Annotated in this window: 8 protein-coding genes; 3 read left to right on the plus strand and 5 right to left on the minus strand. The window is 70.7% G+C overall.

What is annotated here, in order from left to right:
* The first annotated feature begins 381 nt into the window (after positions 1 to 381).
* A complete protein-coding gene (locus IE311_RS17865; protein WP_189832754.1) occupies positions 382 to 3,852 on the plus strand; it encodes a M28 family peptidase in 3,471 nt (1,156 codons plus the stop codon).
* A 165-nt stretch (positions 3,853 to 4,017) separates the two neighbouring features.
* Here the strand turns inward: IE311_RS17865 and IE311_RS17870 are convergent, their stop codons facing one another.
* Positions 4,018 to 5,226, minus strand: a complete 1,209-nt coding sequence (locus IE311_RS17870) for a glycoside hydrolase family 64 protein (protein WP_189832693.1) — start codon at positions 5,224 to 5,226, stop codon at positions 4,018 to 4,020.
* 344 nt (positions 5,227 to 5,570) lie between these two features.
* On the opposite strand from IE311_RS17870, the gene IE311_RS17875 reads away from it, so the two are divergent.
* Complete coding sequence (locus IE311_RS17875) at positions 5,571 to 6,443, plus strand: class I SAM-dependent methyltransferase (protein WP_189832694.1); 873 nt, start codon at positions 5,571 to 5,573, stop codon at positions 6,441 to 6,443.
* A 31-nt stretch (positions 6,444 to 6,474) separates the two neighbouring features.
* Here IE311_RS17875 and IE311_RS17880 read toward each other — a convergent pair whose 3' ends face one another.
* The 4 genes from IE311_RS17880 to IE311_RS17895 all read right to left on the minus strand — a co-directional run bounded on the left by IE311_RS17880 (position 6,475) and on the right by IE311_RS17895 (position 13,789).
* Positions 6,475 to 7,923, minus strand: a complete 1,449-nt coding sequence (locus IE311_RS17880; protein WP_189832695.1) for a GH1 family beta-glucosidase — start codon at positions 7,921 to 7,923, stop codon at positions 6,475 to 6,477.
* A gap of 106 nt (positions 7,924 to 8,029) precedes the next feature.
* Positions 8,030 to 9,121 (minus strand): DUF1996 domain-containing protein, encoded by a 1,092-nt coding sequence (locus tag IE311_RS17885; RefSeq protein WP_189832696.1) that lies wholly within the window; start codon positions 9,119 to 9,121, stop codon positions 8,030 to 8,032.
* A 142-nt stretch (positions 9,122 to 9,263) separates the two neighbouring features.
* Positions 9,264 to 11,456: a discoidin domain-containing protein gene (locus IE311_RS17890; RefSeq protein ID WP_189832697.1), complete on the minus strand. Its 2,193-nt coding sequence runs from the start codon at positions 11,454 to 11,456 to the stop codon at positions 9,264 to 9,266.
* 137 nt (positions 11,457 to 11,593) lie between these two features.
* Positions 11,594 to 13,789: a discoidin domain-containing protein gene (locus IE311_RS17895; RefSeq protein ID WP_189832698.1), complete on the minus strand. Its 2,196-nt coding sequence runs from the start codon at positions 13,787 to 13,789 to the stop codon at positions 11,594 to 11,596.
* A gap of 190 nt (positions 13,790 to 13,979) precedes the next feature.
* On the opposite strand from IE311_RS17895, the gene IE311_RS17900 reads away from it, so the two are divergent.
* Entirely contained in the window at positions 13,980 to 14,999 is a 1,020-nt protein-coding gene (locus IE311_RS17900) for a LacI family DNA-binding transcriptional regulator (RefSeq protein ID WP_189832699.1), read from the plus strand.

Here is a 14,999-nt window from a genome sequence, read left to right on the forward strand (position 1 = left end):
CCCCCGGTCCGGTCCGGACCGGGGGTGAGATGCGATCCGATCCGGGGCGGCCCGGACCGGGGCGATACGGGGTGGCCGTCACCCGCGACGCCGGTGACGGCCCGGTCTTCCCGAAGAGGCCGCTCGCCCAGCCGGGGCCCGTCCGGGTGGAGAGTTCACCGCAGGGCCGGAAGTCGCGCGCGCTGGGTACGCGGGCAGACCGGATCCGGCCAATTCCAGGGGCGCGAGAGGTGTCTCCGATGGGTCATAACGTGGGTCTTATGCCCGCAGGGATGCCATCCGATCGTCATGTACACGCTCATACTCGGCGGCGATGAGCCCGTACCCCCACGATCGGAGTGGACGTTGAAGCCCACCAGATGGACGGCGGCCGTGACAGCGATGGCGCTGTCCGCAGGCCTCGCCGGCACCCTCGCCGGAACGGCATCGGCGGCGCGGCCGGCGTCACCGGCCCAGAAGGACAGTCCCGTGACCCGCGCGGTCGCGGCCGCGGACCTGGCAGTCGACAGCGGTCTCGACACACTGGTCAACTCGGCCCAGGAGCAGTACGACCGACGTCTCGTCACCCCTTGGGTCAAGGATCTCTACTCGGTGTCGTACGAGCGCAGTTACCGCGGCCTGCCGGTCGTCGGCGGTGACGCCGTGGTACTCGCCGACGGTTCCGGCAGGGTCCGTGCCCTCCAGTCCGCCTCCTCCGTGCGCATCGACGTGGCGACCCGGCCGTCGGTCGCCGCGAAGAAGGCCGAGACGGCCTCGCGGAAGAAGCTGGCCTCGGTCGACAAGGTCGAGAGCAGCCGGCTGGTCGTCCGCCTCAAGGACGACCAGCCGGTGCTGGCGTGGGAGACCGTGCTGCGCGGCCGTACCAAGAGCGCGCCCAGCAAACTGCACGTCTTCGTCGACGCGCGTACGGGTGCCGTCGTCGACAGTTACGACGACGTGGTGGCGGGCACCGGTAACAGCAAGTGGAACGGACCCGGGCCGGTCTCCATCGACACCACCGCCTCGGGATCCACCTACTCCCTCCGCGACCCCAACCGGACCGGCCTGAGCTGCGCCGACTACAGCACCAACGCGGTCTTCTCGAAGTCCTCCGACTCCTGGGGCACCGGCAACCCCACGAGCAAGGAGACCGGCTGCGTCGACCTGATGTTCGCCGCGCAGAAGCAGTGGGACATGCTCAGCCAGTGGCTGGGTCGCAACGGCGTCAACGGCAACGGCCGCAGCTTCCCCGCCAAGGTCGGGCTCGGCGAGCTCAACGCCTACTGGGACGGCAGCTCGGTGACCATCGGGCGCAACAGCGCCAACGAGTGGATCGCCGGCGTGGACGTGGTGGCCCACGAGTACGGGCACGCCATCGACTCCAACACCCCCGGAGGCACCGGCGGACAGGAAGCCGGACTCGGGGAGGGCACCGGTGACATCTTCGGTGCGCTGACCGAGGCGTACATCAACCAGCCGGCCCCCTACGACGTCCCCGACTACCTGGTGGGCGAGGTCATCAACCTCCAGGGACGGGGCCCGATCCGCAACATGTACAACCCGCCCGCCGTCAACAACGACCCGGCCTGCTACAGCTCGGCGATCCCCGGCACCGAGGTGCACGCCGCCGCGGGCCCGCTGAACCACTGGTTCTACCTGCTGTCCGAGGGCACCAGCCCCGGCGGCGGAAAGCCCAGCAGCAGCACCTGCAACCAGAGCACTCTGACGGGTGTGGGAATACAGACCGCCGGCAAGATCTTCTACGGTGGCATGCTGCTCAAGACCAGCAGCATGAGCTACAAGAAGTACCGAACGACGACGCTCAGCTCCGCGAAGTCGCTCGACGCGACCTGCGGCCTCTTCAACAAGACGAAGGCGGCGTGGGACGCGATCAGCGTGCCCGCCCAGTCGGCGGACCCGACCTGCACCCCGAGCGGTCAGAACAACGACTTCTCCATGTCGCTCAACCCCTCGTCCGGCACGGTCCAGCAGGGCGGCTCGGTGACCACCACCGTCGGCACCGCCGTCACGACCGGCACCGCACAGTCGGTGACGCTGACCGCCACCGGCCTGCCCGCCGGAGTGACCGCCTCCTTCAACCCCGCGACGGTGCAGTCCGGCCAGACCTCGGTGCTGACCCTGACCGCCACCTCCAACGCGGCACCCGGCACGTCCACAGTCGTCGTCAAGGGCCAGGGCAGCACGCTGTCGCACACCACCGACTACACGCTCAACGTCGGCGGAACCCAGCCCGGCAACGACCCGCCGGACATCAACGTCGCCAACGTGCAGGCGCACTTGGCCCAGTTCAACACCATCGCCGGCCAGAACGGCGGCCACCGTCGTGCGGGCAGCGCCGGCTACACCCAGTCGCTGGCCTACGTGAAGAGCAAGCTGCAGGCCGCCGGATACACGATCACCGAGCAGAACTGCACCTCCTGCACCTACCCGTCGAACAACCTGATCGCCGACTGGCCGGGCGGCCCCGCCGACCAGGTCGTCATGTTCGGTGCGCACCTGGACGGCGTCTCGGCGGGCCCCGGCATCAACGACAACGGCTCGGGCTCCGCGACCCTGCTGGAGAACGCCCTCGCCCTCGCCCAGAAGAACCCGACGATGACCAAGCACGTGCGCTTCGCCTGGTGGACCGACGAGGAGCAGGGCCTCAACGGCTCCGCGTTCTACGTCAACCGGCTCACCGCCGCACAGCGCGCGACCATCAAGGCCTACTACAACTTCGACATGGTCGGCTCCACCAACGGCGGCTACTTCATCAACAACCTCAACTCCGCCGCCGCCGCGCCCCTCAAGGAGTACTGGACCTCCCTGAACCTGGCGCCCGAGGAGAACACCGAGGGCCAGGGCCGCAGCGACGACTACTCCTTCCAGCAGGGCGGCATCCCGACCTCCGGATACGCGGCCGGCGCGAGCGCCCGCAAGACCTCGGCGCAGGCGCAGAAGTGGGGCGGCTCCGCCAACACCGCCTACGACTCCTGCTACCACAGCGCCTGTGACACCACGAGCAACATCAACGCGACGGTCCTGAACCGCAGCGCCGACGGGGTCGCCCACACCCTCTGGAAGCAGGCCGTCGGCGGCACCACCCCGGCGCAGGACTTCTCCGTCGGCGTGAGCCCGTCCGCGGGCAGCACGGCCGCCGGCGGGTCCGTCTCGGCGACGGTGAACACCGCCACCGTGAGCGGCGCCGCCCAGACCGTGGGTCTCGCAGTCTCCGGCGCGCCGGCCGGTGTCACCGCCACGCTCAGCCCGACGTCGGTCCAGTCCGGCAGCTCCTCCACCCTGTCCGTCCAGGTCGGCGCGAGCACCACGCCCGGCACCTACACTCTGACGGTCACCGGCTCGGGCACCGTCAGCCACGCCACCACCTACACGTTGACCGTCACGGGCGGTGGCGGCTCCTGCACGCCGCGCCAGCTCGTGGTCAACGGCGGCTTCGAGAACGGCAGCAGTCCGTGGAGCGCGAGCGCGGGCGTGATCACCAACGACTCACGACAGGCCGCGCACGCAGGAAGCTACAAGGCATGGCTGGGGGGCAGGGGTTCCAGCTACACCGAGAAGGCCGCCCAGTCCGTGTCCATCCCCTCGGGCTGCGCCTCGTACCGTCTCTCGTTCTTCGTCCACATCGACACGGACGAGACCGAGAGCGTGGCCTACGACGTGGCCACGGTCAGCGTGGGCGGCCGGCAGCTGGCGTCCTACTCCAACCTGGACGCGGCCGCGGGCTACGTCGAGAAGTCGTACGACCTCTCGTCCTTCGCCGGCCAGACCGTCACCCTCGACTTCACGTCGGTGGAGGACCAGTCCCTGCAGACGTCGTTCGTCCTGGACGACGTCTCGCTCCAGGTGAGTTGAGACCCGGCGCCCCTCCGCAACGGTGAGTCCGGCCCGGCCCCCGACATCCGGGGGCCGGGCTTTCGGCGGTCCTCGCGCGGGTCGCCCGGGTAGCGCCGGAAGGGGGGACGACAGCTCATCGGACCGAAGCTCCGACCGCGGGTCAGGCAAGATCCGGAAGACGGCCTAGTCGAGCGGGTCGAGCGTGACGTACGCCTGCTGCGGGTTGCCGTCGTGCACCAGCGACTCGTGGGCGCCGACGTCGTCGAAGGCGAAGCCGTACGCCTTGCCGTCGACCATCTGGGCGTGGATCTTGCGCGCGTAGTGGTTGGTCACCGAGTCCTTGTAGAAGTTGGCCGACGAGGTGTCCGGCTGGTTCGGGTTGGTGAGCAGCGTCGAGCGGTTGTAGCCCGCACAGAGCGTGCGCGAAATGGGGCCGCGCACCTGGTCGTTCGGGGCGTCGAGGAGCTTGTAGCAGCCGAAGACGCTGTCGGAGTCCGGCTTCTGGAACGAGGTGACGACGGCGCCGGAGCCGTTGGTGAAGTTCATGACGTTGCCCGAGACCCGGCCGTAGTACTTCACGGAGGGCTGGTTCGCGAAGGGCGTCACCGTCAGGGTCGACGTGGCGTACTTGCTCCAGACGCGGTTGATGTAGTCGTTCATCACCCCGGAGGGCAGCGCGCCGGCCTCGATGCCGTGTCCCGGCGCCAGCGCGCGGAGCACCGTACCGTCGGAACGGGTCTGAATGAGGCCGGCCCAGCCGCCGGGCTGGCCGCGCAGCGCGTCGTAGAAGCCGCGGTAGCCGCCGGGCTTGAGCCGGCCGGTGTTGGCGACGGAGCCGTCGGGGCGCTTCACGCCGACGGCGTACGGCACCGAGACCATGTCGACCTGGGTGCTGTTGATCCAGAGGCCCGAGTCGTTGAGGGTGTACTCGGACCAGTTGAACAGGATGTTCCTGTTGGGGTCGCTCGGGTTCTGGACGGCGGGCTGGACGAGGCCGCCCGTGGCCAGCTTGAAGACCAGCTTCTGTCCGTAGCTGAAGTAGACCCGGCCCGAGAACTTCGGCAGCCGGATCGTCGTCGACCGGCCGTTGGCCGGTCCGACGATGGCGGCGTCCGGCGCGGGCACGGGGGTGGATCCTCCGGCGGGCCAGGGATGGAAGGTGCCGTTGGCGTCCGCCCAGCCCTGACGTCCCGTCGAGAGCTCGGTGCCGAGGTTGTAGATGTAGACCTGGTCGCCACGGCCGGAGTTGTTGGTGAAGGTGAGCGGAATCGTCGTGGGGACGGCGGCCTGGACGGAGTCCGAGGAGCCGGCGACGGCGATTCCGGTGCTGATCAGCGCGGCGGCGGCCAGGGGGACGAGCAGGGCGCGGGTGCGCCTGTGACGTGCGGGCATGTGGGGGCTCCTGGGAAGTGGGGGGACCCGTGGGGCGGTTGATGGGTCGTGAGAGCGCTCTGAGAGCGCTCTCAAGAATGGTGAGGGTGAGATGGACCTGTCAATGGTTGTGAGTGGACGCGGTCGACCGCGGCCGCGCGCCGACGACGGGGGAACCGCGGCCCCTTGGGCCGATCGGCTCAGGTCCGGCGCGCCTCGGCCGTCCGGACGGCCGCCGGTGGAGGATCGACGGGAGGCGGCTGAGGGACGGGGTCGCCCGACCCGCCCCACCTGCGAAGAGAACCCGCCATGAAACTGTTCGAGCACCCGCTGTTCCCGTGCCCCGGCGTCGCTGCGGCGGCGACATGACCACCGCTCCGCGCGGGGACGCGCCGGGGGACGGCCGCTACGGCGAAGCCGTGTTCCGACCCGAACAGGAGGGCGAGGGTGAGCGCATCGACTTCGGTGCCCTCGCCTACGACGACATCACCATGGCGCGGCTGCGCGCGCTCGGCGCGGGCCCGGGCTGGCGGTGCCTCGACGTGGGCGCCGGCACGGGCACGGTCTCCCGACGGCTGCTGGAGGAGGCCGGGGTCACCGGGGTGCTCGCCGTGGACCGTGACGTACGGTTCCTCCTCGAGCGGCCCGTCACCGGGCTCGACGTGCTGGAGGCCGACGTCACCGACCCGGACTTCGCCCCGGGCCGGTTCCGGCTCGTCCACGCGCGCTTCGTGCTCATGCACCTGCCCGGGCGCGAGCGTCTGATCACCCGCCTCGCCGAACTCGTCGAGCCGGGCGGCGTGCTGGTGCTCAGCGACGCGGTCGACCTGACGAGCGGGCTCACGGCCGACGGCACGGCCGATGGCATGAGCGACCAGACGGGCGGACCGGCGGCCGGCACGCCGTACACCTCGATGATGCGTGCCATGTGGCAGGCCCTGCGGGACACCATCGGCACCGATGTCTCCTGGGTGCCGTCGTACCCGCGACTCCTGCGCGGGGCGGGTCTCGTCCCCGTCGCCGCCGAGATCCATGTGCCGCCCCTGGAGCCGGGCAGCCCCATCAGCCGCTTCTGGGCGGACACCTGGGAGCGGAGCAGGGCGCCGATGCTCGCCACCGGCCTCGTCGACGACGCGGCCGTCGACGAGGCGATCCGGTACCTGGACTCCGACGCGTGTGCCGCGCTGTCGGCCGGCATGCTCACGGCCTGGGGCCGGAAGCCGGAAGAGCCGTCCTAGGGGGTGTCGGGCGGGACCTTCCGGACACCCTCTAGCGTTCGCCCTCGCGCTTCTCGGCGGCGTCCAGACCGGCGGCGCCGCGGACGCGGTGGGCCGTGTCGCGCAGCCACAGGGCACTGCGCTTCGGCGTGCGGCGCTGGGTGGTGTAGTCGACGCGGACGAGCCCGAAGCGCTTGTCGTAGCCGTACGCCCACTCGAAGTTGTCCAGGAGCGACCAGGCGAAGTAGCCGCGGACGTCGGCTCCGCCGGCGCGGGCCCGGGCCACCGCGGCCAGATGGGCGGCGAGATAGGCGGTGCGCTCGGTGTCGTCGACGAAGCCGTGGGCGTCGGGCCGGTCCTCGTACGCGGCGCCGCTCTCGGTGATCACCACGGGGGTGCCGGGATAGTCCCGGGCGATGCGCAGCAGCAGGTCGGTGAGGTCGTGCGGCATCACCTCCCAGTCGAGCCCGGTGACCGGAAGGCCGCCGTGCGGCAGGTTGCGGGTGACGGGGATGCCGCGGGCGTCGGTGGTGGCGCCGTGCTCGTCGACTCCCGATGTGCGCATGGAGCGGTAGTAGTTGACGCCCAGGGTGTCGATGGGCGCGGCGATCGTCTCCAGGTCGCCGTCCCGGACGGGGATCTCGATGCCGTGGACGGCCAGGTCGTCGACGAGGTCCTGCGGATACCGGCCGCGCAGGATCGGGTCGAGGTAGAAGCGGAACCCGAGGGCGTCCGCCCGGCGCGTGGCCTCGCGGTCGGCCTCGCTGTCGGTGGCGGGACTGCTTGTGCCCAGGAGGTGGGTGACGGCGAGGTCGAGCGGGCCCCGGGCGGCCGCACGCAGCCGCCGGGCCGCGAGGCCGTGGGCCAGGTGCAGGTGATGCACGGCCGCCACTCCGTCGGCGAGGGAGCGTCCGCCCGGTGCGTGGACGCCTTCGACATGACCGAGGATCGCCGAGCAGAAGGGCTCGTTGAGGGTGGTCCAGTGGGTGACGCGGTCACCGAGGCGCTCATGGACGAGCTCCGCGTAGTCGGCGAAGCGGTACGCCGTGTCGCGGGCCGGCCAGCCGCCCGCGTCCTGGAGCTCCTGGGGCAGGTCCCAGTGGTAGAGGGTCAGCCAGGGGGTGATGTCCCGCGCGAGGAGCTCGTCGACGAGCCGGTCGTAGAAGGCGAGTCCCGCGGGGTTGCCCGGGCCGCGCCCGTGGGGCTGGACGCGGGACCAGGAGACGGAGAAGCGGTAGGTGTCGAGGCCGAGGGCGGCGAGCAGGGCCACGTCCTCCGGCATGCGGTGGTAGTGGTCGCAGGCCGAATCGCCGGTGTCGCCGTTGTCGACGGCTCCCGGGACACGGCAGAAGGTGTCCCAGATGGACGGGGTGCGGCCGTCCTCGGCGACGGCTCCCTCGATCTGGAAGGCGGAGGTGGCGGCGCCGAAGCGGAAGTGCGGCGGCAGGAGGTCGATGAGCTCGTCGTGCTGGGCGGTGACGGACGGGGCGGGGGCGGTCATGGGCTGCTCCTGAGGCCGGGGAGAAAGGTCGGTCGGACGGTGGGGCGTGGGCGTGAGGACGGCCCGGACGCCGTCGCGGGCGTCCGGGCCGTGCGGGGACGAGGGATCAGGGCAGACGGTGGTCCGCGTTCAGCACGGTTCCGCGCTCGGGGCGGTAGAGGTCGAAGCCCCGGGTGTCGCACTGCAGGCCGCCGACGATGCAGTGGTCGACGAGGGCCTTGAGGGTGCGCTCCTCCCACGCGTTGAAGAAGTCGTAGTGGAAGGAGTAGCCGCGGCCGCTCGCCAGGCGGACCTGGGACATGTCGCCGTTGACCGGCCACGCCATCTTGAACTCGATCATCGGCAGGGCGACCGGGTGGGAGGCCGGGCACATGTTGTCGTTGGTGCCGGGCTTGACCACCGGGTAGGCCATGTGGCTCTTGTGGTCGGGGGTGTCGAGGTACAGGCCGTTCCAGCAACTGGGCGCCTGCATGCGCAGGTTGAGCTGGACGTCGGGCCGGTCCGGACAGCTCGCCGGGATGTCGGTGTTGAAGAAGCTGTCACCGCATTCCCAGCCCTCGACGAAGCCCTTGTGGGCCCGGAACTCCTCGGCGCTCTGCATCGGGTTGCCGACGACGTACCGCAGACCCTTGGGGAAGGGCCGCACACTCCGGTAGTCGGTGACGCCCGCCTTGTAGTAGATGACCTGGGGGCCGACGGGCAGGATCTTCTGGTCGCCCTTGTACAGCGAGGGCATCCAGTACGCGGAGGCGTCCGCGGGCGCCTTGCAGGTGGTGTTGCCTCCGTAGAGCGAGCCGGTGGTGCTGGCGGCGTTGGTGGAGGTGTTGCCCATGAACGTGTGGTCGTGGGACTTGCCGAACTGGCCCGGGTAGACGATCGGGTCGTCCGGCGCGGTGTGGGTGACGGCGCAGCCGGCCTGGAACTCGTGGTGGTAGGCGGGGGGAGGGGTGGCGGTGGACGGTGTCACACCGGTGACCTGGGGTACGGCCGGGATGTAGCCGTCGCCGTCGGCGTCGTCTCCCGAGGCCTGGGTGGACACGGCCATGACGTGGCCGGCGTGGGCGCCCGCCGTGGCGACGGAGGGCGGGCCTGCGTTGTCCGTGCCCGCGGCGGAGGCGATGGTGCCGATGCCGAGGACACTGGCGACGAGGGCCGTGCCGAGGAGGAGTGCGGGGAGTCGCTTCGGACTCGATCTCATGGGGATCTCCTGCCCATGGGGGTGGGTTCGCGTGAACGCCGGGACGCCACGCGACTGGTGTGATGGATTCCCGAGCGGTGGTGCAGGGGTGGCGGGGTCCTGCGGTGGTCCCCGCCACGCCCGTACGGGGGAGCCGGTGTCGTCAGCTGTAGACGCCGAACTCGTGGAGGGAGTAGCCCCATCCGGTGCCGCGCGCGGTGAGCTGGAGCTTGACGTACCGGGCGGTGGTGGAGGTGGTGACGGTGTCGATGTCCCCGTTGCCCGTGGTGGTGGAGTGGATCGTCCGCCAGGTGTTGCCGTCGTCGGACACCTGCACCTCGTAGGACTTGGCGTAGGCGGGGTCCCAGACGAGCTGCAGGGTGCGGATGGGCTTGGCCGAGCCGAGGTCGACCTGGATCCACTGCGGGTCGCTCCAGTCGCTGGCCCAGCGGGTGCCGGTGTTGCCGTCGACGGCGTTGGTCGCCGGGCAGGGGCAGTCGCCGTAGGAGGCCTGGGCGGAGGAGGCGGTGGCGGGCCTGTTCAGGGCGATGTTGGTGCCGGCGACGGGCGGGGCGACGACCTTGACGGACTTGGTCTCGATGCCGACGTTGCCGCGGCCGTCCTCGGCCTGGACGTACACCTTCCAGACGCCGAGCTTCTCGGGTGCGGTGACGGCGAAGGTGCCGTTGCCGAGCGAGCGGAACGGGGCGTCGATCAGACGCTTGTCACCGTTGGCGTAGTTGCCGCTGAGGAGGATCTTGGTGGTGACGGGGTCGCCGTCGGGGTCGCGGACGTCGGCGCGGACCGTGAACTCGCCGCCGGCCGGGGCGGATCCGGCGGGGGTGACCGTCATGCCGCTGATGACCGGCGGGGTGTTGTCGCCCGAGAGGGAGCCGGTGTACGCCTTCTTCAGGGCGTAGTACGACAGGCGCTTGAGACCGTCGGGGAGCAGGTTGAACCAGACGCCGCCGAAGTCGTGCTCGATGCCGTAGTGGAAGACGGTCGCGCCGAGGGCGACGCCCTGGTGGCCGGTGACGCAGTTCCAGGCCTTGGTGTAACCGTCGGCCTTCTGCACGTCGGTGGGCTCGTCGGGGACGCCGTTGGCGTCGTCGGGCACCTCCCACTCGCCGGCGGGCCCGGTCTCGGTGATGATGTACGGCTTGGTGTAGCCGCCGTCCACCCAGTCCTGGCGGACCCCGCACATGTCGCCGTACGCGTTCATCGAGTACAGGTCCAGGTCGGGCGCGTTCCGCTTGTAGTACGGCCAGGCGCCCGTCCAGGCGTCCGTGGAGGTCACGGGGTGGTCGGGGTCGATGGAGTGGATCTTCTTGGCGACGTCGTTGACGAAGGTCGTGTACGCGTTGCGCTGGGCTTCCAGCTCGGTGCCGCCGTAACAGTTCTGCAGACCGAGGACGGACTCGTTGCCGACGTTCCACATGAGCGTGGCCGGGTGGGACTTGTAGGTGTCGACCCACTTGGCGAACTCGGTGAGCATGGTGCTCTTGTACGCGGTGTCCGTCACGTAGTTGACGCAGCCGCCGGAGCCCGGGCCGCCGCCCGGCTGGAGCCAGAAGCCGTTGATCACCTTGACGCCGTTGGCCGCGGCCGCGTCGAGCAGGGGCTTGGTGCCGGCGTCGGTGCCCCAGGTGCGGACCGTGTTGACGCCCATGGACTTCACGTCCGGCATGTAGCGGGGGGCGTCGGCCATGGCCGGGCCCCAGGTGACGCCCTTGACCGTGAACGGCTGGCCTCCGACGGTCAGCCGCCAGTTGCCCTGCGTCCCGCTCACCCGGACGGCGCCGCCGGGCTCGGGCTGCGCGGATCCGCCGCCGTACACCTGGAACTCCCAGAGGGAGTAGCCGTACCCGGTTCCCCTGGTGACGCCCTGGAGGCGTACGTAGCGGCCGGTGCCGGTGACGGCGAGGTCGTCGGTGCCCCCGTCGCCGGCGGTCACGGACTTGACGGTGCGCCAGTCGCTGCCGTTGTCCGAGAGCTGGATGTCGTAGGCCTTGCCGTAGGCGCCCTCCCAGTTCAGGACGACGCGGCTGACGTCCTTGCTGCTGCCGAGGTCGACCTGGATCCACTGGGCGTCGTTCCACTGGCTCGCCCAGCGGGTGCCGGTCAGGTCGCCGTCGAAGGCGGCGGACGCGCCCCAGGCGGCGCCCTCGGAGGAGGAGGCGGTGGCCGTCCTCCCCTGGGAGAGCAGGGTCTCGGCGGCGGTGGCGGGCGCCGCGGTCAGCAGCGCGGTGGAGGTGACGGAGGTGGCGAGCAGGGCACCCAGGGAGAGGAGTGAGCCTGTCGTACGGGCGCGGCGGCGGGTGCGCCGTGGTGTCGTCGGGTCGGTGATCGCGGTCATGGCGGCTCCTGGACGGACAACAGGGGAGGTGGGGAAGGGAGGGGGATCGCCTTCCGGGCGGCGCAGCGGGGACTGGGCGCCGCCCGGAAGGGGTGAGGGGGCCGGGACGCGCCGGAGGGCGCGTCCCGGCGGTGCCGTCAGGGGAAGTTGACGACGGTGGACGGCACGGTGGAGGTGCCGGCGGGGATGGTGGACGCCCCGGTGTCGTTGATGACGTGGTTGTAGTGGCCCATTCCGCCGAGGGACACGACCAGGAGGCTGTGGAACTTCACCCCGGGCTTGACGGGTGCCTTGAAGCCGTGGTCCTGGACGATCGTCGGGTCCACGTTGTAGTTGCAGTAGCTGCCGAGGCCCCAGGCCTCGTGGGTGTTCACGGAGTCGTCGACCCGGTAGGCCGCGTACCCCTTCGTCGAGCCGTTCTGGATGGCGGCCTGGTTGGGGGCGTCGTACGCCTTCTCGTTCTGGTAGAAGATCGTGCGGCCGCGCTCGCCGTACCACTCGACGTCGTACTTGTTGAAGTGCTCGACGAAGAGGCCGGTGGCGAGCACGTCGTCGCCGTTGACCCGGACGCCGTAGTCGGCGCGGTTGGTCTCCCAGCCCCAGCCCTCGCCGTGGTCGGCGCGCCACACCCAGGTGTGGTCGATGATGGCGTCGTCGCTGTTCACGACCACGCTGGTGGTGGCCTTGCCCGCGCCGGCGCCGCCGATGCGGATGTACACGTCCTGCACGGTGGTGGGGTTGGCGGCGTGGTCGGCGCCGGAGTTCTGCGGTCCGAGCTCCAGCAGGGTCGGGGAGTTGACCGGACCCGCGTCGATCAGGAAGCCGGCGAGGCGGACGCCGTCGACGTCGGCGACCTTCATCGCGGTGACGCCGTTGTCCGGGATGATCGTGGCGAGGCCGAGGCCGAGCACGACGGTGTTGGCGCGGTTCACGTTGATGGTCTGGTCGACGTGGTAGACGCCCGGCGTGAACAGCAGGTGCAGGCCCTGGGCCAGCGCCTGGTTGATCGTGGCGGCGGTGGCGCCCGGCTTGACCACGTAGAACTGGCTCAGCGGGATCGACTCGCCCTGCGGGGTGCCGTTGGCCCAGCTGGTGCCGCGGGCGTTCACGCGCTTGGCCGGGGCGAAGACCTTGTACTCGTTGCCGTCGAGGTAGAGGTACGGCTTCTCGCGGGAGATCGGCGTGGTGTCGAGCGTGGTGTAGCGGGGCTCGGGGAAGGAGGTGGCCGGAGCGCCCTCGACGCCGGAGAAGGTCTGGTTCCAGACGCTGTTGGACCAGCCGCCGATGGTGCTCTCCCGGGTGTACCACTGCTGCTGGGAGTAGTTGCCGACCTGGCCGTCGATCTTGGAGTCGGCGATGTAGCCGCCGCTGGCCCAGCCGTAGCCGTTGGGCGCCAGGTTGAGGCCGCCCTTGACGTGCATGCGACGGAAGGAGGAGGCCTGTGAGACGGCCCACCGGTTGGTGCCGTTGACCGGGTTGAGGGTGAGGCCCTCGGCGCCGCGCCAGAAGTTCTGGGTGGCGTTGCCGTTGAACCAGCCGGCGTCGACGGTCACGTCACCGTTGATGGTGGTGTCGCCGGGGCGAAGCCCGAGGCCGGCTATCTGGGTGTAGAAGCCGATCTGGGCGTTGAGGCCGTTGTACGTGCCGGGCTTGAAGAGGAAGGCGTGCCGGCCGCTGCCGAACTGGGCCGACTCCTGCTCCTGGAAGACCTGGTCCAGCTTGGCCTGGATGCCGGGCGTGGCCGGGTCGATGACGTGCACGTTGGGGCCGAGGTCGCCGCCGCCGGGCAGCGTCGGGCCGGTGGTGTCGGTGGAGCCGTAGACCTGGAACTCCCAGAGGGAGAAGCCGTATCCGGTGGCCCGGGTGAGGCCGTTCATCCGGACGTAGCGGCCGGTGCCCGAGAGGGTGACGTTGTCCGTGCCTCCGTCGCCGGCGGTGACGGTGGTGACGGTCCGCCAGTCGCTGCCGTTGTCGGAGGCCTGGATCTGGTAGCTCTTGCCGTACGCGGCCTCCCAGTTGAGGACGGCGTGGCTGAGCGTGGCGCTCGCGCCGAGGTCGACCTGGATCCACTGGGCGTCCTGCCAGGCGCTGGCCCAGCGGGTTCCGGTGAGGTCGCCGTCGACGGCGGCGCCCGCGGAGAAGGCGCCCCCTTCCGTGGAGGAGGCGGTGGCCGTCTTGCCCTGGGAGAGCAGGGTGGGGGCGGCGTGTGCCGTCGTGGCGGGGGCCAGTGCGAGCAGGCTGCCCGCCAACGACGAGACGAGTGCGCCGACGGTGGCTCGTCGGACGGCTGAGGCGGGTCGCCGGAAGACCGGCGGGGACCCGACGGAAGACATGGGGTCTCCTCTGGATACATGGGGGAAATGTGGGAGAGCGCTCTCCGAAACCTTGCCCCCAGGGCGAGTTGACGGTCAAGGCGTATGACATGACTTTTCTTTTGACTTTCATTAAGTGTCGACCTCAATGGTTCCGGCCATGCCGTGGACTGTTCTCCCAGCGGACACACGGCACCGCTAAGGTGCGGAGGTGGGGAATCGAGGACCGACACTGGAAGACGTCGCACGTGAGGCGGGGGTATCGCGCGCGACGGTGTCCCGCGTCGTCAACGGCGTGCGCAACGTGGCTCCCGACATCCAGCGCAGCGTCCGCGACGCGATCGCCCGCATCGGCTACACGCCCAACCAGGCCGCCCGCTCCCTCGTGACACGGCGCACCGGAACCGTCGCGCTCGTACTCTCCGCGACGGGCAGGGCCTTCGCGGCGCGGGTCTTCTCCGACCCCTTCTTCGGACGGGTCGTGGACGGAGTCCTCCCGGTCCTGCGCGAACGCGGGATCCAGCCGGTGCTGCTGGTGGCCGAGTCGGAACAGGCCAGGACCCAGCTCGTCGAGTACCTGCGGCAGGGCGGCGCCGACGGGGCCCTGGTGGTCCCGCTCGACCAGGACGACCCGCTGCCGGCGATGCTCGTGGCGGCCGGCCTCCCCACGGTGCTCTTCGGCAGCCCCCGCGACGGGGAGCGGTGCGGCTTCGTCGACCTCGACAACGCCGCCGGCGCCCGGCTGGCCGCCGAACACCTGTGGGCCACCGGCCGGCGGCGCCCGGCCACCATCGCCGCACCGGTGACCGCCCCCACGGCCGACGAACGCCTCGACTCCTTCCGTGACGTCTTCGCGGCCCGGGGGGTGACGTCCGTTCCCGTCGTACGGGGCCGGTTCACCGTCGACAGCGGCCGCCGCGCCATGGCGAAGCTGCTGAAGGACCACCCGGAGACCGACGCGGTGTTCGCCGCGAACGACCTGATGGCCCAGGGCGCCTGCCAGTACCTGCGCGAACAGGGCGTGGCCGTCCCCGGCACGGTGGCCGTGGTGGGATTCGACGACTCGGTGGCCGCGCGCAAGGCGCGGCCGCAGCTCACCACCGTGCGCCAGCCGGTGGAACGGATGGCGGCGGCGATGGCCGGCCTCCTGGTCGAGGAGCTCGACGGCGGTGGCTCCGGGCCCGCCTCGAAGGTGTTCGATCCGGTGCTCGTCGTCCGCGAGTCCACCTGA

The sequence above is a fragment of the Streptomyces zaomyceticus genome, from assembly GCF_014656215.1.
In the GTDB taxonomy this organism is placed as follows: Bacteria; Actinomycetota; Actinomycetes; order Streptomycetales; family Streptomycetaceae; genus Streptomyces; species Streptomyces zaomyceticus.